The organism is Gordonia sp. IEGM753 (assembly GCF_050321825.1).
GTDB lineage: Bacteria > Pseudomonadota > Gammaproteobacteria > Pseudomonadales > Pseudomonadaceae > Aquipseudomonas.
In genome coordinates this window covers 136020-156288 of sequence record NZ_JBNQGB010000008.1, presented here as the reverse complement: position 1 = coordinate 156288, position 20269 = coordinate 136020, and the positions used below count along the sequence as shown (strand labels likewise).

Genomic DNA, 20269 nt, shown 5'->3' with positions numbered 1-20269 from the left:
TTTTCGGGGGTATTTCAGATCGGCCTGTGAGGGTCAGCAAAGGTTATGCTGACCCTGGACACAGATCCGGTGGGCCTGATCAGATCATCCGGCCCTGAGGGTCTCAGGCGTCGGGCGCCTGATCTTTCGGTGCTTCTACATCACTGTCTGCTGCCACTTCACCTTCTGCTTCCGGGTTCAGTGCTGCTGCTTCTTCTTCAGCTGTAGCTTTCTTGCGCTGAAGCTTTTCCTCTTTCTTCTGCTCCTTGGCCAAGTCTCTCTGACGTTTGGCGAAGGAATAATTAGGTTTAGCCATGGGCGATCCTCTGGGGTCGAAGGTGAGGTTGAGCGGCGCATATTCTGCCCTGTATCGGTGCCGAGCCGTTAGCTGGGTTTTTCTTCGGCCCATTTTGGCGGTACCGAAGGTTGCCAGGCGTCCAGTGCATCGAGCAGGGTTTGCGGCGATTCGCTCACTTGCAGCATGTCACGGTGCGGTTCGCGAACGAAGCCTTCGCCGACGATATGATCAAGAAAACCGGTCAATTGGCTATAGAAACCGTTTACTTCGAGCAAACCGAGTGGTTTGCCGTGGTAGCCCAATTGGCCCCAGGTCCACACTTCGAACAGTTCCTCAAGCGTACCCAAACCGCCCGGGAGCGCGATGAAAGCGTCGCTGAGCTCGGCCATTCGTGCTTTACGCGCGTGCATGCCGTCGACCACTTCCAGGCGCGTGAGACCACTGTGGCCGATTTCCTTGTCTTTAAGGCTTTGCGGGATGATGCCAATGACTTCGCCACCCGCTTCGAGCGCGGCGTCGGCGACGACGCCCATCAGGCCCACGGCGCCGCCGCCATACACCAGGGTCAACTGGCGCTCAGCGAGTGCTCGGCCGAGGGCCACGGCGGCTTCACGATAAGCCGGGTGGGTGCCGGTGCTGGCACCGCAAAATACACAAACGGACTTTAGAGGCATGCTTCACTCCCTGATTTTCAGCACCACAGAGTAAAGGCAGGCTGGCGTCGTTCCAAGTTTTAAACGTCGCGTTCAGGTTTTTCGTAAGTACCGCTGGCTCCGCAGGCATAGGCGGCCAGCAAGCTGTTTAAAAGGCTGTTCCAAGACATGTCAGGCGCTCCGGGTAAGTGATGAGGCCCCGAGAATAGGCCCGACCCAGACGCTTTGGCTGTTAGTTTGTTTGAATGAGAGCCATAGCGCTAAAGTTGTATACAATTTTTGACTCAAGTCATAGGAACTTGCGAAGATTTCAGGCAGTCTTCTGTCCATTCGCACTTCGTTAACCCTGCCTTGGAGATTCACCATGTTTGCCAAACTTGTTGCGGTATCCCTGTTGACACTGGCCAGCAGCCAATTGATGGCTGCTGAGTGCAAGACCACCATCGACTCCACCGACCAGATGTCTTTCAACAGCAAGGCCATTGAAATCGACAAGAGCTGCAAAACCTTTACCGTTGAGCTGACCCACTCCGGCAGCCTGCCGAAAAACGTGATGGGCCATAACTGGGTGTTGAGCAAAACTGCCGACATGCAGCCAATCGCAACGGCGGGCATGGCGGCCGGCATCGATAAAAATTACCTGCCGGACGGTGATGCACGCGTCATTGCCCACACCAAAATCATTGGGGCTGGCGAAAAAGACTCGGTGACCTTTGACGTGTCGAAGCTGGCTGCTGGCGAGGACTATGGTTTCTTCTGCTCGTTCCCAGGCCACATTTCGATGATGAAAGGCACGGTTACGCTGAAGTAAGCGAATCACGCGCATAAAAAAAGCGTCCACTTCGGACGCTTTTTTTGTGCCTGACGTTTGACCGCGTCATCGTTCATCGCTAGCAGGCTAGCTCCGACAGGTACTGCGCTGTGCTTGTGGGAGCTAGCCTGCTAGCGATGGCGTCAGTCCAGACGCCGGCTTACTTATGGTGCGAACGGCATCACGCGTTTGTGATGGGTCTTTCTGTAAGTGTCGCAAATAATCTTGAACGCTTCCTCGCGCACCGGTTGGCCATGCAGGAACGCGTCAATCTCGGCGTAGGTCACGCCATGTGACGCTTCGTCCGGTTTGCCGGGCGACAGGTCTTCAAGGTCGGCCGTCGGGATTTTCTCGACCAGTGATTCTGGGGCCCCGAAGCTGCGCGCAATGTTGCGTACCTGATTTTTCACCAGGCCACTCAGGGGCGCGAGGTCACAAGCGCCGTCACCAAACTTGGTGAAGAAACCCATCACCGCTTCTGCCGCATGATCGGTTCCGATCACCAGTCCATGCGCCGCACCGGCAATGGTGTACTGGGCGACCATGCGCATCCGTGCCTTGGTGTTACCCAGGACGAAGTCCACCGAGACCGCGTGCTTGCCTTCGAAGGCTGCAACTTCATTGGCCAGGGATTTGACCGCTGGGCCGATGTTGACTGTGTGGCGCTCATCGGGTGCGATGAAATCCACCGACGCCTGGGCGTCGTGTTCATCGAACTGGGTTTCGTACGGCAGGCGCACAGCGATGAACTTGTAACTGTTGTCGCCGGTGCGCACGCGCAATTCACGCATGGCGCGTTGGGCCAGCAGGCCGGCGGTCAGGGAGTCGACACCGCCGCTGATGCCCAGCACCAATGTCTTGAGCCCGGAATTGACCAGGCAATCCTGAATGAAACTGACCCGCCGGGCGACTTCAGCTTCAAGCGCGGCGTCGTTGGCGAACGGGGGTTGAACCTTGAGCTGCTCAGCAATCTCACGCTGTACGGCTTGCATGAATTCACTCCTTGCTAGATGTGCCAGATAGGCTGGAAATGGCGGCAGGTACTTTGAATACGTGTCGCAAGTAGGCGACGAAATTCGGGTCTTTACAGTGAGTCTTGCCTGGCTCGTCGGAGATCTTTGCCACCGGCTGGCCGTTGCAGGCTGTCATTTTAAGCACGATGCTCATGGGTTCGACACCTGGAATATCGCACGTCAGGTTGGTGCCGATGCCAAAGCTGACATTGATCCGCCCGCGCAACGCCCGGAATATCTCCAGCGACTTGGGCAGCGTCAGGCTGTCGGAGAACACCAGCGTCTTGCTCATTGGGTCGATACCCAACTCGTGGTAATGGGCAATCGCCTTTTCCGCCCAGATGATCGGATCGCCGGAGTCATGGCGCAGGCCATCGAAGAGCTTGGCAAAGTACAGGTCGAAATCGGACAGGAAGGCGTCCGTGGTGATGCAGTCGGTGAGTGCAATCCCCAGCAGGCCGCGGTATTCGCGGACCCAGCAATCGAGGGCGGCAATCTGGCTGTCGATCAATCTCGGGCCGAGTTGCTGGTGCGCCATGATCCACTCGTGGGCCATGGTGCCGAGGGGTTTCATGTCCAGTTCCCGCGAGAGATGCACGTTGCTGGTGCCGACGAAACGCCCCGGGAAGTCGTGTTTGAGTACGCTGACGACTTCTTCCTGCACGCGGTAAGAAAACCGACGGCGGGTGCCGAAATCGGCTACCTGCAATTCGGATAATTCTTCGCTGCTGGCATTCGCAGTCAACCAGTCGAACTTGCGATAGAGCTGTTCGCGGGCCTGCTCCAGCACTATTTCCCGGTAGCGATAACGGTTACGTACTTCGCTGACGATGGACAGCAACGGCACTTCGAACAGAATCACGTGCAGCCAGGGGCCACGCAGACGGATATACAGTTCACCGTTTTCGATACCGGTGTGTACGTAGCGCAGGTTGAATCGAAACAGCCCTAGAAAGCGCAGGAAGTCCGGTTTCATGAAGCTGATGCGCTCCATGAAGCTCAACTGATCGGCGCTCAGGCTCAATTCTGCGAGGCGCTCGATCTGATAACGGATCTCCGCCAGGTACGGGCGCAGGTCCTCACTGTTACGGCAACGAAACTCCCATTCGACTTCAACGTTGGGGTAGTTGTGCAGCACCGCCTGCATCATCGTCAGTTTGTAGAAGTCGGTGTCGAGCAGGTTCTGCACGATGCGATCGGCAAACACACTCTCGCTCATAACGGGTTTCTCCAGGCTGGCCGCGACCCGTGGTCGCAACGTTTCAGCTGTTTCAATGATTGGGGCTAGTGGCGCATATCCGTGGCGGTTATTGCCAGCGATTTTTTAGACCGCACAGATCCTTGTGGGAGCGGGCTTGCTCGCGAAAGCGGTTTATCACTCAACATCAATGCCGACTGACAGATTACGTTCGCGAGCTAGCCCGCTCCCACAGCAATTGTGTGACCGGCTCAAATCTACGGCGAATCCGGACCATCAATCTGCTCCAGCATCCACTTCACAAAGTCCCGGACCTTGGGCACTTCGGCGGAGTGCTCGGGGTACGCCAGGTAATAAGCGTCGGAGCTGGGCATCGCATGCTGCCAGGGTATGACCAGTTTGCCGTCGGCCAATTCCTCTTCCACCAGAAATCGTGGCAACAGCGCCACGCCGCAGCCGACCTGCGCTGCGCGGATGCACATGTAGAAGGTTTCGAAGCGAGGGCCGTGGTAACTGTGCTCGGTGTGGTAACCCTGACTGTCGAACCAGTCATGCCAGGCTTGCGGTCGGGAAGCGTTTTGCAGCAGCACTAGGTCGGTGAGCTGGGTCGGATCGGTGAACGGCGTGTCGGGCAGGCTGCCGGGTGCGCACACTGCCACCAGCTCTTCACTAAACAGTTTCAGGCATTCGGTGCCCGGCCGGGAGCCTTGGCCAAAGTAGAACGCCAGATCACTGCGCCCTTGCAGCAACTCATCGGCCTCCTGCTCGCTGCACAGGTCCAGGTGAATGGAGGGATGACGCAGTCGCCAGCCTTTCAGGCGGGGCACCAGCCAGCGCGCTCCGAAGGTTGGAGGCGTAGAGACGCGCAGGACCTCAGTCTCACCGCCGTAGGAACGCAGGTAATGCGTCGACATTTCGACCTGTGTAAGGATTTTTCTGACCTCAACCAGGTACAAATCACCGGCCGGTGTCATTTGCAGGCGTCGGCGCACCCGGCGAAACAGCAGGTGCTGCAGCAATTCTTCGAGCTGCGCGACCTGTTTGCTGACCGCGCTTTGGGTCAGGTTCAGCTCTTCGGCTGCCCGGGTGAAGCTCAAATGCCGGGTCACGGCCTCAAAACACTGCAGGGCAGTGATCGACGGCAGGTAGCGTTTATTCAGCATGAGGGGTCCTTTTCTTGTTTCTTTATCACCGGTAATGCACAGCATGAATAAACGGAATGATATCTCTCTTAAAGGTCGTTTGTTGGGTAACCTCCCAAGCGCTAAAACTACAAGTCTGATCAGCCGATATTTTCCGGCTGCACACTTTCTGTTTTTTGCTTGAGGAGTGATCCCATGGTTGCCGCATTGCTTGATCGTCTTGGCGTAAACCCGGCGCTGTACCAGAACGGCAAAGTGCCCGTGCATTCGCCGATCGATGGCAGCCAGATTGCCGCCGTGAACTGGGAAGGCGCTGCTGAAGTCGAGCAGCACATCAGTCGTGCAGATCATGCGTTCGAGTTGTGGCGCAAGGTCCCGGCGCCGCGCCGTGGCGAACTGGTGCGCCAATTGGGCGATATCCTGCGTGAATACAAGGCTGACCTGGGTGAACTGGTTTCCTGGGAGGCGGGCAAGATCACTCAGGAAGGTTTGGGTGAAGTTCAGGAAATGATCGACATCTGCGACTTCGCGGTCGGCCTCTCGCGTCAGTTGTACGGGTTGACCATTGCCTCCGAGCGTCCTGGCCACCACATGCGCGAAACCTGGCACCCGCTGGGCGTTGTCGGGGTGATCAGTGCATTCAATTTTCCGGTGGCGGTCTGGGCCTGGAACACGACCCTGGCCCTGGTGTGCGGTAACCCGGTGATCTGGAAGCCGTCCGAAAAAACACCCTTGACCGCACTGGCCTGTCAGGCCCTGTTTGACCGCGTGCTGAAAAACTTCAGCGACGCGCCTGCGCACTTGAGCCAGGTGATCATCGGTGGCCGCGAGGCCGGCGCCGCATTGGTCGATGACCCGCGTGTGGCACTGGTCAGCGCCACGGGCAGCACCCGCATGGGGCGCGAGGTTGCGCCGAAAATCGCCGCGCGTTTTGCCCGCAGCATTCTCGAACTGGGTGGCAACAACGCGATGATCCTCGGCCCAAGTGCCGATCTGGACATGGCCGTTCGGGCGATCCTGTTCAGCGCTGTCGGCACGGCTGGCCAGCGTTGCACCACGCTGCGTCGTCTGATCGCGCATGAGTCGGTGAAAGAAGAAATCGTCACTCGTCTCAAAGCTGCCTATTCCAAGGTGCGCATCGGCCACCCCCTGGAAGGCAATTTGATCGGCCCGCTGATCGACAAGCACAGCTTCGAAAACATGCAGGACGCCCTGGAGCAGGCACTGAGCGAAGGCGGCCGGGTGTTCGGCGGCAAACGTCAGTTGCAAGACAAATTTCCCAACGCGTACTACGTCTCGCCGGCCATTGTTGAAATGCCTGAGCAAAGCGACGTGGTGTGCAACGAAACCTTCGCACCGATCCTTTACGTGGTCGGCTACAAGGACTTCGATGAAGCGCTACGCCTGAACAATTCGGTGCCACAAGGCCTGTCATCGTGCATTTTCACCACGGACGTGCGTGAGGCCGAGCAGTTCATGTCGGCCGTCGGCAGTGACTGCGGGATCGCCAACGTCAACATCGGGCCGAGCGGCGCCGAGATCGGTGGCGCGTTTGGCGGTGAGAAAGAAACGGGCGGTGGCCGTGAGTCCGGCTCCGATGCCTGGCGCGGTTACATGCGTCGTCAGACCAACACCGTGAACTACTCGCTGGAGCTGCCATTGGCGCAAGGGATTACGTTCGACTAACGCTCAAGTCGAGCAGTGATTCCCTTTCGGGGCCTGCTTGCTCGCGAATGCAATCTGTCAGTCGACATTGATGTTGCCTGGCACACCGCGTTCGCGACCGAGCCCGCTCCCACACTGGGAACTGTGTGTTGGTTAGGTTTCTGATTGGAGTCTGGCAATGCCGTTACGCGAAGAGTGTCTGTGGGAAAAACTGACGCCGCAAAGGCCTGACAATGCCGCGCTCAGGGGCGAAGTAACGGTTGATGTGTGTGTCATAGGCGCCGGGTTTACCGGGCTGTCGGCAGCGGTACACCTGCTGGAACAGGGCAAGCGAGTGTGTGTTCTGGAAGCGCAGCGTGCGGGCCATGGTGGTTCGGGGCGTAATGTCGGGCTGGTCAACGCCGGCATGTGGATACCGCCGGACGAGATTGAAGCCGGGTTCGGCGAAGCGGTCGGCAGTCAGCTCAATCGCATGTTGGGCGCAGCGCCATCGCTGGTGTTCAGCTTGGTGGACAAGTACAAAATCGATTGCCAGTTGCGCCGCGAAGGCACGCTGCACATGGCGCACAACGCGCGCGGTGAAGCCGATTTGCGCAGTCGAGAACAGCAATGGAAACGTCGTGGCGCCCCGGTTGAACTGCTGACCGGGCACGCCTGCGAGCAAGCCACCGGTACCCAAAAAATCGCCGCCGCACTGTTGGATCGACGTGCCGGTACGCTCAACCCGATGGCGTACACCACGGGGCTGGCCAAAGCAGCCATCAGCCTGGGTGGCCAGTTGTTCGATCACTCGCCAGTGACTCGACTTGAGCGCCAGGGCCAGCGCTGGTCGGTGCAAACTGCTCAAGGCTCGGTGCTCGCCGAACAGGTAGTGATCGCCTCCAACGCTTATACCGAAGGTGACTGGACCGAGCTGCGTCGCAACTTTTTTCCCGGTTACTACTATCAAGTGGCATCGGTGCCGCTGACCGAAGACGCTGCCCGGCAAATATTGCCGGGCGGTCAGGGTTCCTGGGATACGCGCCAGGTACTCAGCAGCATTCGGCGTGATCAGGACGGTCGTCTATTGCTTGGCAGTCTTGGCAATGGCAATCAGAAACCTGCCTGGTTCCTCAAGGCCTGGGCCGATCGCGTTCAGCAGCATTATTTCCCTTACCTCAAGCCCGTGGAGTGGGAATGCACATGGACCGGTTGCATCGCGTTTACCCCCGACCATCTGATGCGTTTGTTCGAGCCAGCGCCCGGTTTGGTGGCAGTCACTGGTTATAACGGCCGTGGAGTCACCACGGGAACAGTGGTGGGCAAAGCCTTTGCCGACTATTTGTGTAACGGAGACCCGCACGCCTTGCCGATTCCTTTCGCGCCAATGCAGCCGTTGTCCGGCGTTGGCATTCGCAGCTGTCTGTATGAAGCGGGCTTCTCGCTGTACCACGCAGGCCAGTGCTTGCGGATCGTTATCTGATTGTTGAAATTTGTTGCTGAAAGCGGCGCTTTTCGGCGCAGCGACTAGCCTGTAATGGTGCGGGTTGTAGCAGTCCCGCACCAGCAGTGTGCACTTCGGTGACGCGTGCTGTTACAGGCTGGTTGCACGTCGTTTGGCGCCGCGGTTGCAATGATGGCGCGTGCGGGTTGCGCCTTTTGATTTAAACGGTTTCACCTTCCGCGGTTTAGACGGTTGCACGCCCAATAAAAATGGGATCAAAACAGTCGAAATAACAATAAAGCAGCGACTTTTTTCAGAATAAAAAACCGATGGCACGGCCCTTGCTCTGAGCATTCGGAGAACTCGCAGTGCCAACTAAAAAAAACCTTGGAGCACCACCTCATGTCCCAGACGTTTTACAAGAAAGGCTTTCTGGCCCTCGCAGTGGCAGCTGCGCTGGGTGTTTCTGCGTTTGCACAGGCTGATGTGAAAATCGGTGTGGCGGGTCCAATGACTGGCGCCAACGCGGCATTTGGCGAGCAGTACATGAAGGGTGCGCAAGCGGCGGCCGATGCGGTCAACGCAGCGGGCGGTGTCAACGGTGAGAAAATCGTACTGGTGAAAGGCGATGACGCTTGCGAGCCTAAACAGGCCGTGACCGTTGCCAAAGACCTGACCAACCAGAAAGTTGCCGGCGTTGTCGGTCACTTCTGCTCCTCCTCCACCATTCCGGCCTCCGAGATCTACGACGAAGCGGGCATCATCGCAATCACCCCAGGCTCTACCAACCCGCAGGTTACTGAACGCGGCCTGAGCGCCATGTTCCGTATGTGCGGCCGTGACGACCAGCAAGGTATCGTTGCCGGTGACTACATCGTCGATGTGCTGAAGGGCAAGAAAGTCGCGGTCATCCACGACAAAGACACCTACGGCCAGGGTTTGGCGGATGCCACCAAGGCTCAACTGATCAAGCGTGGTGTGACGCCGGTTATCTACGAAGGCCTGACCCGTGGCGAAAAAGACTTCAGCGCCCTGGTCACCAAAATCCGCGCTGCCGGTGCTGACGTTGTTTACTTCGGCGGCCTGCACCCTGAAGCCGGTCCACTGGTTAAACAACTGCGCACTGAAGGCCTTAAAGACGTGAAGTTCATGTCTGATGACGGCATCGTGACCGACGAACTCGTGACCACCGCTGGCGGCCCGCAATACGTTGACGGCGTGCTGATGACCTTCGGCGCCGACCCGCGCATGTTGCCGGAGAGCAAGGCTGTCGTTGAGCAATTCCGCAAGGCCGGCACCGAGCCTGAAGGCTACACCCTGTATGCCTATGCTTCGATTCAGGCACTCGCCGCAGGCTTCAACGGCGCCAAGTCCAACAAGGGCGAAGACGCTGCCAAGTGGCTGAAAGCCAACCCGGTCAAAACCGTGATGGGCGAGAAAACCTGGGACGCCAAAGGTGACCTGAAAGTCTCCGACTACGTGGTTTACCAGTGGGACGCGACCGGCAAATACCATCAGCTGGAAAAACAGAAGTGATATGAGCTGCTGATCTGCTGTGGTGAGGGGATTTATCCCCGTTGGGCGGCGTAGCTGCCCCTGGACCCGCGATCACACACGTGGTCGCCGGACTTGCGACTGCTTCGCAGCCGAGCGGGGATGAATCCCCTCGCCACAGTGTTCCCCCTTCAGCAGACTTAAATCAGTCATGGCTCGTCTGTCTTTTCTCGTAGAGCTGCACACATCCGTGTTGCCCCGGTGGCTGAACCCCAGTCCGTAGCACCCGGTTTCTGTGCAGTCTCTCAAATGCGTGAGATTGCGTTATGGATGGTATTTTCCTGCAGCAACTGGTCAACGGCCTGACCCTCGGGTCGGTCTATGGCCTGATCGCCATCGGCTACACAATGGTCTATGGCATCATTGGCATGATCAACTTCGCCCACGGCGAGGTTTATATGATCTCTGCGTACCTCGCGGCGATCAGTCTGGCACTGCTGGCATACTTCGGTATTGAATCCTTCCCTCTGCTGATGCTTGGCACACTGATCTTCACCATCATCGTCACGGCGGTGTATGGCTGGGTGATCGAGCGTGTCGCCTACAAACCCCTGCGAAACTCCACACGCCTGGCTCCGCTGATCAGCGCCATCGGTATTTCGCTGATCCTGCAAAACTATGCACAGATTGCCCAAGGCGCACGCCAACAAGGTGTTCCAACACTGTTGACGGGCGCGTGGCGGATTGACGTCGGTACCGGCTTCGTCCAGCTCACCTACACCAAGATATTCATCCTGGTCGCTGCATTCGCCGGGATGGGTTTGCTGACCTACGTCATCAAGTACACCAAGCTGGGACGCATGTGTCGTGCTACCCAGCAAGATCGCAAGATGGCCTCTATCCTGGGGATCAACACCGACCGCGTGATTTCCTACGTGTTCATCATCGGTGCAGCAATGGCGGCCCTGGCCGGCGTGCTGATCACCATGAACTACGGCACGTTCGACTTCTATGCAGGCTTCGTCATCGGTATCAAGGCGTTCACCGCGGCGGTACTCGGCGGGATCGGCTCGCTGCCCGGTGCGATGCTCGGCGGGATCATTCTCGGGATCTCCGAGTCGCTGTTCTCAGGTTTGGTCAATTCGGACTACAAAGACGTTTTCAGCTTCTCGCTGCTCGTACTTGTTCTGGTCTTTCGACCTCAAGGCCTGCTCGGCCGTCCTCTTGTGTCGAAGGTGTAAGCGATGTCTTCAGCCCCTAAACATACGATTGAAATCAAAAAAAGCCTGGTCGACGCCATTCTTGCCGGCCTCATTGCCTTGATTGTGTTCGGCCCGATTGTGGGCATTGTCCTGGACGGGTACAGCTTCAACCTGCAACCGGTTCGGGTGGCGTGGATCGTCGCTATTGTGATGGTCGGCCGTTTTGCCCTGAGCCTGTTTCTGCAAACCCCAAAAGGGCGGCAGATTCTCGAAGGGTTTGAAACCACGGGGTCCGGTGTGCACGTGTTGCCACCCGATTACAAATCCCGACTGCGCTGGATCATCCCGCTGATGATCGTGATTGCCGTGGTGTTTCCATTCTTCTCCAACTCTTACTTACTTGGCGTGGTTATTCTTGGGCTGATCTACGTGCTATTGGGCCTGGGCCTCAACATCGTGGTGGGCTTGGCCGGTCTGCTCGACCTGGGTTACGTGGCGTTTTATGCCATCGGCGCCTACGGCCTCGCGCTCGGTTATCAATACCTCGGGTTGGGATTCTGGACGGTGTTGCCGCTGGCGGCGATCACGGCCGCATTGGCCGGGTGCATTCTGGGTTTTCCGGTGTTGCGCCTGCACGGTGACTACCTCGCGATCGTGACCTTGGGTTTCGGTGAAATCATCCGGTTGATCCTCAACAACTGGCTGTCACTGACTGGTGGTCCAAACGGCATGCCTGCACCGCTGCCGACTTTCTTCGGCCTGGAGTTCGGCAAACGGGCGAAGGAGGGCGGTGTACCGTTCCATGAGTTCTTCGGTATCGCCTATAACCCCGACGTGAAGTATTACTTCATCTACGCGGTGTTGTTCCTGGTCGTCCTGGCGGTGCTGTACATCAAGCACCGCTTGACCCGCATGCCGGTTGGCCGCGCCTGGGAAGCATTGCGTGAAGATGAAATCGCTTGCCGCTCAATGGGCTTGAACCACGTGCTGGTGAAGCTTTCGGCATTCACCCTTGGCGCATCGACTGCCGGCCTGGCGGGCGTGTTCTTCGCCACCTATCAAGGTTTCGTCAACCCGACCTCGTTTACCTTTTTCGAGTCGGCGTTGATTCTGGCGATTGTGGTACTCGGCGGCATGGGTTCGACCATCGGCGTGGTGATTGCAGCGTTCGTGCTGACGGTCGCACCGGAGCTGTTGCGTGGCTTTGCCGAATACCGCGTGCTGCTGTTCGGGATCCTGATGGTGTTGATGATGATTTGGCGACCGCGCGGCCTGATTCGAATCAGCCGTACCGGTGTGACCCCGCGTAAAGGAGTAGCGCCATGAGCGAAGTCGTACTCTCGGTCGAGAAGCTGATGATGCACTTTGGCGGCATCAAGGCGCTTAGCGATGTCAGCCTGCAGGTGCACCGCAATTCCATCTTCGCCCTGATCGGCCCTAACGGAGCCGGCAAAACGACGGTATTCAACTGCCTGACCGGGTTCTACAAAGCCTCCGGCGGCAAGATCGAGCTGAATGCCCGGGGCGAAAAAACCAACGTCATCCAGCTGTTGGGCGAGTCATTCAAGGCGACCGATTTTGTTTCACCGAAATCTTTCGCCAGCCGCCTGTACTACAAAATGTTCGGTGGCACCCATTTGGTAAACCGAGCGGGATTGGCGCGAACCTTCCAGAACATTCGCCTGTTCAAGGAAATGTCGGTACTGGAAAACCTGTTGGTCGCCCAGCACATGTGGGTCAACCGCAACATGTTGGCCGGCATTCTCAACACCAAGGGCTACCGCAAAGCAGAAAGCGATGCGCTGGACCACGCCTTCTACTGGCTGGAAGTGGTGGACCTGGTGGATTGCGCGAATCGGCTGGCCGGTGAATTGTCCTACGGGCAGCAGCGTCGACTGGAAATCGCCCGGGCCATGTGCACGCGGCCGCAGATCATCTGCCTTGATGAGCCGGCCGCCGGCCTCAACCCTCAGGAAACCGAGGCGCTGAGCGCGATGATCCGGTTGCTGCGCGATGAGCACGACCTGACCGTGGTCTTGATCGAACACGACATGGGCATGGTCATGAGCATCTCTGATCACATCGTGGTACTGGACCACGGCATCGTTATTGCCGAAGGCGGGCCTGACGCTATTCGCAACGATCCGAAGGTGATTGCGGCCTATCTGGGCGCAGATGAAGAGGAGCTGGTATGAGCAACGGCGCAATCCTCGAGTTGAAGGAACTGGATGTGTTTTACGGGCCGATTCAGGCCCTGAAGAAAGTCTCGCTGCACATCAATGAAGGTGAAACTGTCAGCCTGATCGGCTCCAACGGCGCCGGCAAGTCGACCCTGTTGATGTCGATTTTCGGTCAGCCGCGAGCGGCTGGCGGCCAGATCATTTATCAAGGCGTGGACATCACTCACAAATCGTCTCACTACATCGCGTCCAACGGCATCGCTCAATCGCCTGAGGGCCGGCGCGTATTCCCCGACATGACCGTTGAGGAAAACCTGCTGATGGGCACCATCCCCATTGGCGACAAGTACGCCACCGAAGACATGCAGCGCATGTTCGAGCTGTTCCCGAGACTCAAGGAGCGGCGTACGCAACGGGCCATGACCATGTCGGGTGGCGAGCAGCAAATGCTCGCCATCGCGCGTGCGCTGATGAGCCGGCCCAAACTGCTGTTGCTGGATGAGCCGAGCCTGGGTTTGGCGCCGATCGTGGTGAAACAGATTTTCGCGACGTTGCGGGAGCTGGCAGCCACCGGCATGACGATTTTCCTGGTGGAACAGAATGCCAACCATGCGCTGAAGTTATCGGACCGGGCGTACGTGATGGTCAACGGCGAGATTCGCCTCAGCGGCACCGGTAAGGAGCTGTTGGTCAACGAAGAGGTGCGTAACGCTTATCTCGGCGGGCACTGATTACACGCGAAGTATCCACAGCCCCGGCGAGCGATCGCCGGGGCTTTTTTATAGGGCCAGACGTGCAAAATATGCCGTGGACACAAGCTTTCTGGAAATTGTGGAAAACAATATTGGAGACCTCTGAAAGCGCGACATAAAGCCGCTGCAAATAGTTGTTTTGTCACACTTTTGACTTGTCCCCGTTTGCTGTGGAGCTGGCTGTGAATAACGTGGGAGTAGCTGTCTACACGCCTTTGAATACGCGGGTTGTAGCGATGCGGTTGTTTTTTGATCAGTCGCTTTTGCGCGACCGAGAGGTGACTTTGTCAACCTTTTTATTAGGGGTGAAAGCGCTCATGAATCGCACTGGCCAGCCTGTGGATAAGTCTGTGGTTAAACTCTGGAAAGACTTGGCTGAGGGCCGTAGTTACTGGCGTGGCGCCATCGTTGGTTTGGCTCGTTCAAGGCTGAAATTGCGATGGGCTACACAGCCAGCCTTTCAGGGTCAAGCAAAAAAATTTCCAAATGCCTCGCAAAGCCTTGTACACAGCGGGTTTGGGCTTTTCCACTTGCCCCCGGAATGTGTGGATGGGGTTGTGGATAAGGTGCGCGCAAATGCCTGAAAGCCACGGCAGGTAAGGCGTCGCGAAGATTGGTCGTTTTTTGTACAGTTGCAGCGTGGTTGCCGCTCCGGGCAAGGCCGGGCATGCTGCCAGCTGATTTTCTATTTCAATGGCTGATTGTCAGCCGAAGCAAGGAGAACACGATGTCCAACACCCTGTTTATTACCGGCGCGACGTCCGGTTTTGGCGAAGCCTGTGCCCGTCGCTTTGCCGAGGCTGGCTGGAAACTGGTGCTGACCGGCCGTCGTGAAGAGCGCCTGAATGCACTGTGCGCCAAATTGTCGAAGCAGACTGAAGTACACGGCGTGGTGCTCGACGTGCGTGATCGCAAAGCCATGGAGGAAGCCATTGCCAACCTGCCGCCATCCTTTGCCAAGTTGCGCGGGTTGATCAACAACGCAGGCCTTGCGCTGGGCGTTGATCCGGCACCGAAGTGCGATCTCGATGATTGGGACACCATGGTCGATACCAACATCAAAGGCCTGATGTACAGCACTCGACTGTTGTTGCCGCGCCTGATCGCTCACGGTCGTGGTGCCGGCATCGTCAACCTGGGCTCCATTGCCGGCAACTACCCGTACCCGGGCAGCCACGTGTATGGCGCGAGCAAAGCGTTCGTTAAACAGTTCTCGCTGAACCTGCGCTGCGACCTGCAAGGGACCGGCGTACGCGTCAGCAACATCGAGCCTGGGCTGTGTGAAAGCGAATTTTCGCTGGTGCGTTTTGCCGGTGACCAGGAGCGTTATAACGCGACCTACGCCGGCGCCGAGCCGATTCAGCCGCAAGACATTGCCGACACCATTTTCTGGGTGCTCAACGCCCCGGCGCACATCAACATCAACAGCCTGGAGCTGATGCCGGTCAGCCAGACCTGGAGCGGCTTCGCCATCGAGCGTAACGCCAAGTAATAGCGTTAACAGATCAGGCTGGAGGGGCATGTGAGTAACCGAGGCGAGCAAACGCTGCTCAAGCAATCAACGATCCTGATGCTCGCCGTGGCGGTGGCCGGGATCGTCACCGGTGTCGTCTCAGGTGCCCAATCCATCCTGTTCGACGGTTTTTTTTCGTTGATCGCGACCTTCATCAAGGTCTTGATGCTGATTACCGCGAAGCTCATCGCCAAGGAAAGCAACGAACGCTTTCAGTTCGGCTTCTGGCATCTAGAGCCGATGGTGCTGTTGATCGAAGGCAGCTTTCTGTTTTTGATCGCGATCTATGCGTTTCTCAACGGCGTATTCGGCATCATCAATGGTGGGCGCGAGATTGAACTCGGGCTGGTGATTGTTTACGCCGCGGTGTTCACGGTTGTCGAGTTCGCTTATTTTTTCTACGTGCGGCATCGCAATCGAAAGCTCAAATCAACGCTGATCCAGTTCGACAACATCAGTTGGCTGGTGGACGCGATGCTTTCGGTGGGACTGCTGGTCAGTTTTCTCGCAGCGCTGCTGCTCAAATCTCAGGGTTACGGCGCGTGGGCGGTGTACGTCGACCCGCTGATCCTGATTCTGTTGGCGCTGAGCATGCTCTGGCCAGCGTTCAGGATTCTCGGCCCGGCCTTGCGCGATGTGCTGGGGATTGCACCGGATCAACTCGACGACAAAGTGCGTCAGGTGATGGACGCGGCCAAGCTCGAACATGGTTTCGATGACTACATCTCTTACGTGCAGAAGCACGGGCGAGCACGTTTTATCGAAATTCATGTGGTGTTACCGACTGATTACCCGCTGCACAGCGTGGGCCAACTGGACAGTCTGCGCGAAGACATTTCCGCGAAGCTCGGCAAAGCCGATGCGGCGAGGTGGCTGACCATCAGCTTCACCGGCGACAGAAAATGGATTGCCTGATCGGCACTCTAGCAGCGTGCTGCTTGCTGGTTAACGCAGGTACTCGGCCAAGCCGTGGTAACACGTTGCCAAGTGATAGGGCGTCGTGGAAGGCATGTCCTGGCGGCTGACATTACCGTTTTCGTCACGGCACTCATGCCAGCCGCGCGGATGCAAAGAGTACTGTTGCAACGCCTTCAGTTGGCGCAACACGGCGTCTTCGCTATTGGGCCGCAAGGTCAGTGACCGAAGGTATTCAGCTTGGGCCCAGATGCGTTGGGTGGCGTCTTTGGTCTGGCCGTCCAGCGTGAGCATCGCCTGTACCGCACCGGTTTGTTGGTTGACGCCCAACTGTTCGGTGAATGCAAAAGCGCGCTCCAGTGAAGCGTGCAGCGTCGAGCCGCGCAGCAACGATGAAGACTCCAGCAGGAAATACCACTCGAACTGATGCCCCGGTTCAAACCAGTTATCAACAGCCCCCAGCGGTTTTTCCATCAACACACTGTGTTCCGGGTCGATAAAGCGCTGCTGCATGGCTGTGCATAACGCGAGCAGTGCATGCTGCACGGCCAGGTCATCTCGCACCGCAAGGATGGCGAGGAAGGCTTCGGCAAGGTGCATCAGCGGATTCTGCAATGGCCCGGCATTCAGCGAAGCCCAGTTGCGGTCGAGGGTGGCTTCGTACAGGCCGTCGCCTGTTGCGAAATGCCGCGCAACCACTTCAAGGGCGGCGTTAAGTGCCGATTCCACCTGCGGTTCGCGGACCTTTTCCCAATAGTGGGCGCAGGCAAACAGGATGAAGGCGTGGGTGTAAAGATCTTTGCGCTGATCCAGTGGGGCCCCGTGCGGGTCGACGCTGTAAAACCAGCCGCCGTGCTCGGCGTCATGAAAATGCTGTTGCAGTGAATTGAACAACGCTGCGGCGCGTTGTTCCGCCCCTGGTACCTGACCTATCAGGCTCGCAAACACGTACAGCTGACGCGCGCAGGCCATGGCCCGGTAGCGTTGCGGCGGTAGCGGCTGATGCTGGGCGTCCAGCGCTTCATAAGGCAATGCCAACTCGGCATTCCAGCCGGGGCCTTGCCATAAAGGCACGATCACGTCATTGAAATGCTGTTGCACGGTGGCGAACAGAGCGGTCAATTGAGGTTGGGAAGCAGAGCGGGAAACAGGCGGCATTGGCTGGCGTCGTCACGGCAGGGTTGATTGCGCGACATGTTAACAGCCTCAGATATGCAGTGTCTGTCAGGCCGCCATCGCGAGCAGGCTCGCTCCCACATTGGAGCGGTGTCGAACACAGGGTTGGTGTTCACTACAGATTCATGTGGGGTCTGTGTCGAACACAGGGTTGGTGTTCACTACAGATTCATATGGGGTCTGTGTCTAACACAGGGTTGGCGTTCACTACAGAACCCTGTGGGAGCGAGCCTGCTCGCGATGAGGCCGGCACATTCAATATCAGTATTGGCAGGTACATTGCCATCGCGAGCAGGCTCGCTCCCACATTGGAGCGGTGTCGAACACAGGGTTGCTGTTCACTACAGAACTCTGAGGGAGCGAGCCTGCTCTGGGTGGCTCTGACGATGACGGCATCGCAGTCGGAACAAAATCAGCCGGCCAGCAACCACACGCCGGTCGCCGCAGAGGCAGCGCCAGCGACCCGGACCAAGGGCGCCGCTGCTTGCGGTAACACGCGCACCACCGCATAGCCCGCTGCATGCAGCGCGGCGGTTGCTGCGACAAAACCTACGGCATACGCCCAAGGGCTGGACATGTCGGGCAGCTCCAGGCCATGCGCCACGCCATGGAACAGCGCAAACAGCGCTGTAGCCCCGACCGCGACGCTCAATGGCGGACGTACTGCCAATGCCACCGCCAGTCCCAAGGCCAATACTGATGCAGCAATCCCACTTTCCAGCGCCGGCAAGTTCAGCCCTTCAAAACCGAGCAGGCCACCGATCAGCAGGGTGCCGACGAACGTGCACGGTAGCGCCCAACGCGCGGCGCCCTGTTGTTGCGCCGCCCACAAACCGACCGCGACCATGGCCAGCAAGTGATCGATGCCACCGAACGGGTGGCTGATACCGGCGATCAAACCGTTGTCACCGTGGCCTGGATGGGCGAAGGCAATGGCTGGGGTCAGCAGCAGGGCCAGGGCGCCCAGGATGCGTTTGAGTGTCATGGTTAAGCGTCCTTGTTGATAAAAGTTAATCGTGATCAGGCGCCAGTCAGCAGACCTTGGCGCTCGATGAAGGCGATGATTTCTTCCAGGCCCAGACCGGTTTTCTGGTTACTGAAAACGAAGGGTTTGCCGTTGCGCATGCGTTTGGTATCGCTGTCCATCATTTCCAGCGAGGCACCCACCAATGGCGCGAGGTCGACCTTGTTGATCACCAGCAAGTCGGACTTGCAGATCCCCGGCCCGCCCTTGCGTGGCAGTTTGTCGCCGGCCGAGACGTCGATCACGTAGAGGGTCAGGTCCGACAGCTCCGGGCTGAAGGTTGCTGAAAGGTTGTCGCCACCGGACTCCACCAGAATCAGATCCAGACCCGGAAAGCGGCGGTTGAGTTGATCCACAGCCTCAAGGTTGATCGAGGCGTCTTCACGGATTGCCGTGTGCGGACAACCGCCGGTCTCCACGCCGATGATTCGTTCCGGTGCCAACGCTTCGTTGCGTACCAGAAAGTCCGCGTCTTCGCGGGTATAGATGTCGTTGGTCACGACCGCCAGGTTGTAGCGGTCGCGCAGCGCCAGGCACAGGGCCAGCGTCAGGGCGGTTTTTCCGGAACCGACCGGGCCGCCGATGCCGACGCGCAAAGGTTGTGTGTTCATTTGATTCTCCAAGATAGCGGGCCCTAGGAACGGAACAGGCGGCTGTACTGGCGCTCATGGGCCATGCACGCCAGGGACAGGCCGAAAGCGGCGCTGCCATAGTGTTCGGGGTTGATTTGGGTAGCGTTCTGCTGGGCCTCTTGCAGCAGCGGCAGCAGTTGACTGGTCAGGCGTTGCGCAGCCTGCTGACCCAGCGGCAGGGTTTTCATCAACACCGCCAGTTGGTTTTCCATCCAGCTCCAGAGCCATGCAGCCAACGCGTCTTGCGGGCTGATACGCCAGGCACGCGCGGCCAGCGCCCAGCACAACGCCAGATGCGGCTCGGGCCGTTGCTCAAGAAAAGTGCGGGCGGCGGCATCGAGTTCCGGCAAGCCATCAAGCAGTTGCTTCAGGGAATAGCCCATCTGCCTGCTTTCCAGATGCAGTTCACGGGTTTCCCGGCTGGCGCGGTGTTCTTCGCAGCGTTGCAGCAACTCGCCCCAATGCTCCTCTGTTGCGGCCATGCAATGGGCGAGTAACAACGGCGCTTCGAAACGGGCCAGGTTCAACAGCAGTTGATCGCTGATCCAGCGTCGCGCGCTGTCGGCATCGTTCACCCGGCCATTATCCACAGCCATCTCAAGCCCTTGGGAATAGCTGTAGCCACCGATCGGCAACTGCGGGCTGGCCAGGCGCAAAAGCGCCCAGGCCGGATTCATGGCCGTACGCCAAATTGATGCAGTTTGGGCGGGTAATTGAAATCTTCGTCGCCGTGACGCGAATGATGATGTCCGCCGCCGTAAGCACCGTGTTCCGGTTGGAAGGGGGCTTCGAGGTTTTCAACCACGGCGTCAAGCTGTTCGAGCATGGCCTTGAGCACGTAGTCGTCGAGCAAGCGCAACCAGCCGTCGCCGACTTGCAGCGCGACATGCCGATTTCCCAAGTGATAAGCCGCGCGAGTCATTTCGAAAGCATTGGCGCAGGTAACGTGCAGCAATTGTTCGGGGCGGGCGCACACGCGCACGATGCGTCCGTCTTCGGCTTGCAGGCATTCCCCGTCAAACAGTGGCGGTTGACCGCGCTCCAAAAACAAGCCGACGTCTTCACCCTCGGCACTGAAACAGCGCAAACGGCTTTTGCTCCGGGCTTCGAAGGTGAGGTGCAACTCAGCAGCCCAGTCGGGTTGAGGGTCGATTCTGCGATGAATCACCAGCATCGGGAAGGCTTCCAGCAATGGACAA

General features: G+C 58.1%; 21 protein-coding genes. 11 read left to right on the top strand and 10 right to left on the bottom strand.

Annotated features, from left to right (window positions below):
- Nucleotides 1-103: 103 nt before the first annotated feature.
- Together ACQR3R_RS27980 and ACQR3R_RS27975 are read right to left on the bottom strand one after the other, a co-directional pair.
- Nucleotides 104-295 carry a hypothetical protein gene (locus tag ACQR3R_RS27980; protein WP_428277507.1) on the bottom strand — a complete coding sequence of 64 codons (192 nt, stop codon included), beginning with the start codon at nucleotides 293-295 and terminating at the stop codon, nucleotides 104-106.
- A gap of 68 nt (nucleotides 296-363) precedes the next feature.
- On the bottom strand, nucleotides 364-951 hold the full coding sequence (locus ACQR3R_RS27975; RefSeq protein WP_428277505.1) for a cytokinin riboside 5'-monophosphate phosphoribohydrolase: 588 nt from the start codon (nucleotides 949-951) through the stop codon (nucleotides 364-366).
- Between the two features lie 343 nt (nucleotides 952-1294).
- Here ACQR3R_RS27975 and azu point away from each other — a divergent pair, with 343 nt between their 5' ends.
- Nucleotides 1295-1741, top strand: coding sequence for an azurin (gene azu / locus ACQR3R_RS27970; protein WP_428277503.1), 447 nt, complete (start codon nucleotides 1295-1297; stop codon nucleotides 1739-1741).
- A gap of 164 nt (nucleotides 1742-1905) precedes the next feature.
- On the opposite strand, the gene nadE is transcribed toward azu, so the two are convergent.
- From nadE to ACQR3R_RS27955, 3 genes are all read right to left on the bottom strand, one after another.
- The gene (gene nadE, locus ACQR3R_RS27965) at nucleotides 1906-2733 is read right to left on the bottom strand and encodes an ammonia-dependent NAD(+) synthetase (protein WP_428277501.1); all 828 of its coding nucleotides are present in this window, start codon (nucleotides 2731-2733) and stop codon (nucleotides 1906-1908) included.
- A 4-nt stretch (nucleotides 2734-2737) separates the two neighbouring features.
- Entirely contained in the window at nucleotides 2738-3973 is a 1236-nt protein-coding gene (gene pncB, locus ACQR3R_RS27960; RefSeq protein ID WP_428277499.1) for a nicotinate phosphoribosyltransferase, read from the bottom strand.
- A gap of 236 nt (nucleotides 3974-4209) precedes the next feature.
- Complete coding sequence (locus ACQR3R_RS27955; protein WP_428277497.1) at nucleotides 4210-5115, bottom strand: LysR substrate-binding domain-containing protein; 906 nt, start codon at nucleotides 5113-5115, stop codon at nucleotides 4210-4212.
- A 174-nt stretch (nucleotides 5116-5289) separates the two neighbouring features.
- On the opposite strand from ACQR3R_RS27955, the gene amaB reads away from it, so the two are divergent.
- The 10 genes from amaB (at nucleotide 5290) to ACQR3R_RS27905 (ending at nucleotide 16238) form a co-directional block, all read left to right on the top strand.
- Entirely contained in the window at nucleotides 5290-6780 is a 1491-nt protein-coding gene (amaB, locus tag ACQR3R_RS27950) for an L-piperidine-6-carboxylate dehydrogenase (RefSeq protein WP_428277495.1), read from the top strand.
- Between the two features lie 157 nt (nucleotides 6781-6937).
- Entirely contained in the window at nucleotides 6938-8221 is a 1284-nt protein-coding gene (gene amaA, locus ACQR3R_RS27945) for an L-pipecolate oxidase (RefSeq protein ID WP_428277493.1), read from the top strand.
- A 363-nt stretch (nucleotides 8222-8584) separates the two neighbouring features.
- The gene (locus ACQR3R_RS27940) at nucleotides 8585-9718 is read left to right on the top strand and encodes an ABC transporter substrate-binding protein (RefSeq protein ID WP_428277491.1); all 1134 of its coding nucleotides are present in this window, start codon (nucleotides 8585-8587) and stop codon (nucleotides 9716-9718) included.
- Between the two features lie 284 nt (nucleotides 9719-10002).
- The gene (locus ACQR3R_RS27935) at nucleotides 10003-10917 is read left to right on the top strand and encodes an ABC transporter permease subunit (RefSeq protein WP_428277489.1); all 915 of its coding nucleotides are present in this window, start codon (nucleotides 10003-10005) and stop codon (nucleotides 10915-10917) included.
- 3 nt (nucleotides 10918-10920) lie between these two features.
- The gene (gene livM, locus ACQR3R_RS27930; RefSeq protein WP_428277487.1) at nucleotides 10921-12204 is read left to right on the top strand and encodes a high-affinity branched-chain amino acid ABC transporter permease LivM; all 1284 of its coding nucleotides are present in this window, start codon (nucleotides 10921-10923) and stop codon (nucleotides 12202-12204) included.
- Entirely contained in the window at nucleotides 12201-13073 is an 873-nt protein-coding gene (locus tag ACQR3R_RS27925; RefSeq protein ID WP_428277485.1) for an ATP-binding cassette domain-containing protein, read from the top strand. Before livM ends, ACQR3R_RS27925 begins: the two co-directional genes overlap by 4 nt.
- Entirely contained in the window at nucleotides 13070-13789 is a 720-nt protein-coding gene (locus tag ACQR3R_RS27920; protein WP_428277483.1) for an ATP-binding cassette domain-containing protein, read from the top strand. The genes ACQR3R_RS27925 and ACQR3R_RS27920 overlap by 4 nt, the downstream gene beginning before the upstream one ends.
- A 203-nt stretch (nucleotides 13790-13992) precedes the next feature.
- The gene (locus tag ACQR3R_RS27915) at nucleotides 13993-14394 is read left to right on the top strand and encodes a hypothetical protein (RefSeq protein ID WP_428277481.1); all 402 of its coding nucleotides are present in this window, start codon (nucleotides 13993-13995) and stop codon (nucleotides 14392-14394) included.
- Nucleotides 14395-14537: 143 nt separating this feature from the next.
- Nucleotides 14538-15302 (top strand): SDR family NAD(P)-dependent oxidoreductase, encoded by a 765-nt coding sequence (locus ACQR3R_RS27910; RefSeq protein WP_428277479.1) that lies wholly within the window; start codon nucleotides 14538-14540, stop codon nucleotides 15300-15302.
- Nucleotides 15303-15332: 30 nt separating this feature from the next.
- Complete coding sequence (locus ACQR3R_RS27905; RefSeq protein ID WP_428277477.1) at nucleotides 15333-16238, top strand: cation diffusion facilitator family transporter; 906 nt, start codon at nucleotides 15333-15335, stop codon at nucleotides 16236-16238.
- Nucleotides 16239-16268: 30 nt separating this feature from the next.
- Here the strand turns inward: ACQR3R_RS27905 and ACQR3R_RS27900 are convergent, their stop codons facing one another.
- The 5 genes from ACQR3R_RS27900 to ureE form a co-directional block, all read right to left on the bottom strand.
- The gene (locus ACQR3R_RS27900; protein ID WP_428277475.1) at nucleotides 16269-17396 is read right to left on the bottom strand and encodes an AGE family epimerase/isomerase; all 1128 of its coding nucleotides are present in this window, start codon (nucleotides 17394-17396) and stop codon (nucleotides 16269-16271) included.
- Nucleotides 17397-17826: 430 nt separating this feature from the next.
- The gene (locus ACQR3R_RS27895; RefSeq protein ID WP_428277473.1) at nucleotides 17827-18399 is read right to left on the bottom strand and encodes a HupE/UreJ family protein; all 573 of its coding nucleotides are present in this window, start codon (nucleotides 18397-18399) and stop codon (nucleotides 17827-17829) included.
- 35 nt (nucleotides 18400-18434) lie between these two features.
- Complete coding sequence (gene ureG, locus ACQR3R_RS27890) at nucleotides 18435-19049, bottom strand: urease accessory protein UreG (RefSeq protein WP_428277471.1); 615 nt, start codon at nucleotides 19047-19049, stop codon at nucleotides 18435-18437.
- Between the two features lie 23 nt (nucleotides 19050-19072).
- A complete protein-coding gene (locus ACQR3R_RS27885; protein ID WP_428277469.1) occupies nucleotides 19073-19747 on the bottom strand; it encodes an urease accessory UreF family protein in 675 nt (224 codons plus the stop codon).
- Entirely contained in the window at nucleotides 19744-20244 is a 501-nt protein-coding gene (ureE, locus tag ACQR3R_RS27880; protein ID WP_428277467.1) for an urease accessory protein UreE, read from the bottom strand. Before ureE ends, ACQR3R_RS27885 begins: the two co-directional genes overlap by 4 nt.
- Between the last annotated feature and the right edge of the window lie 25 nt (nucleotides 20245-20269).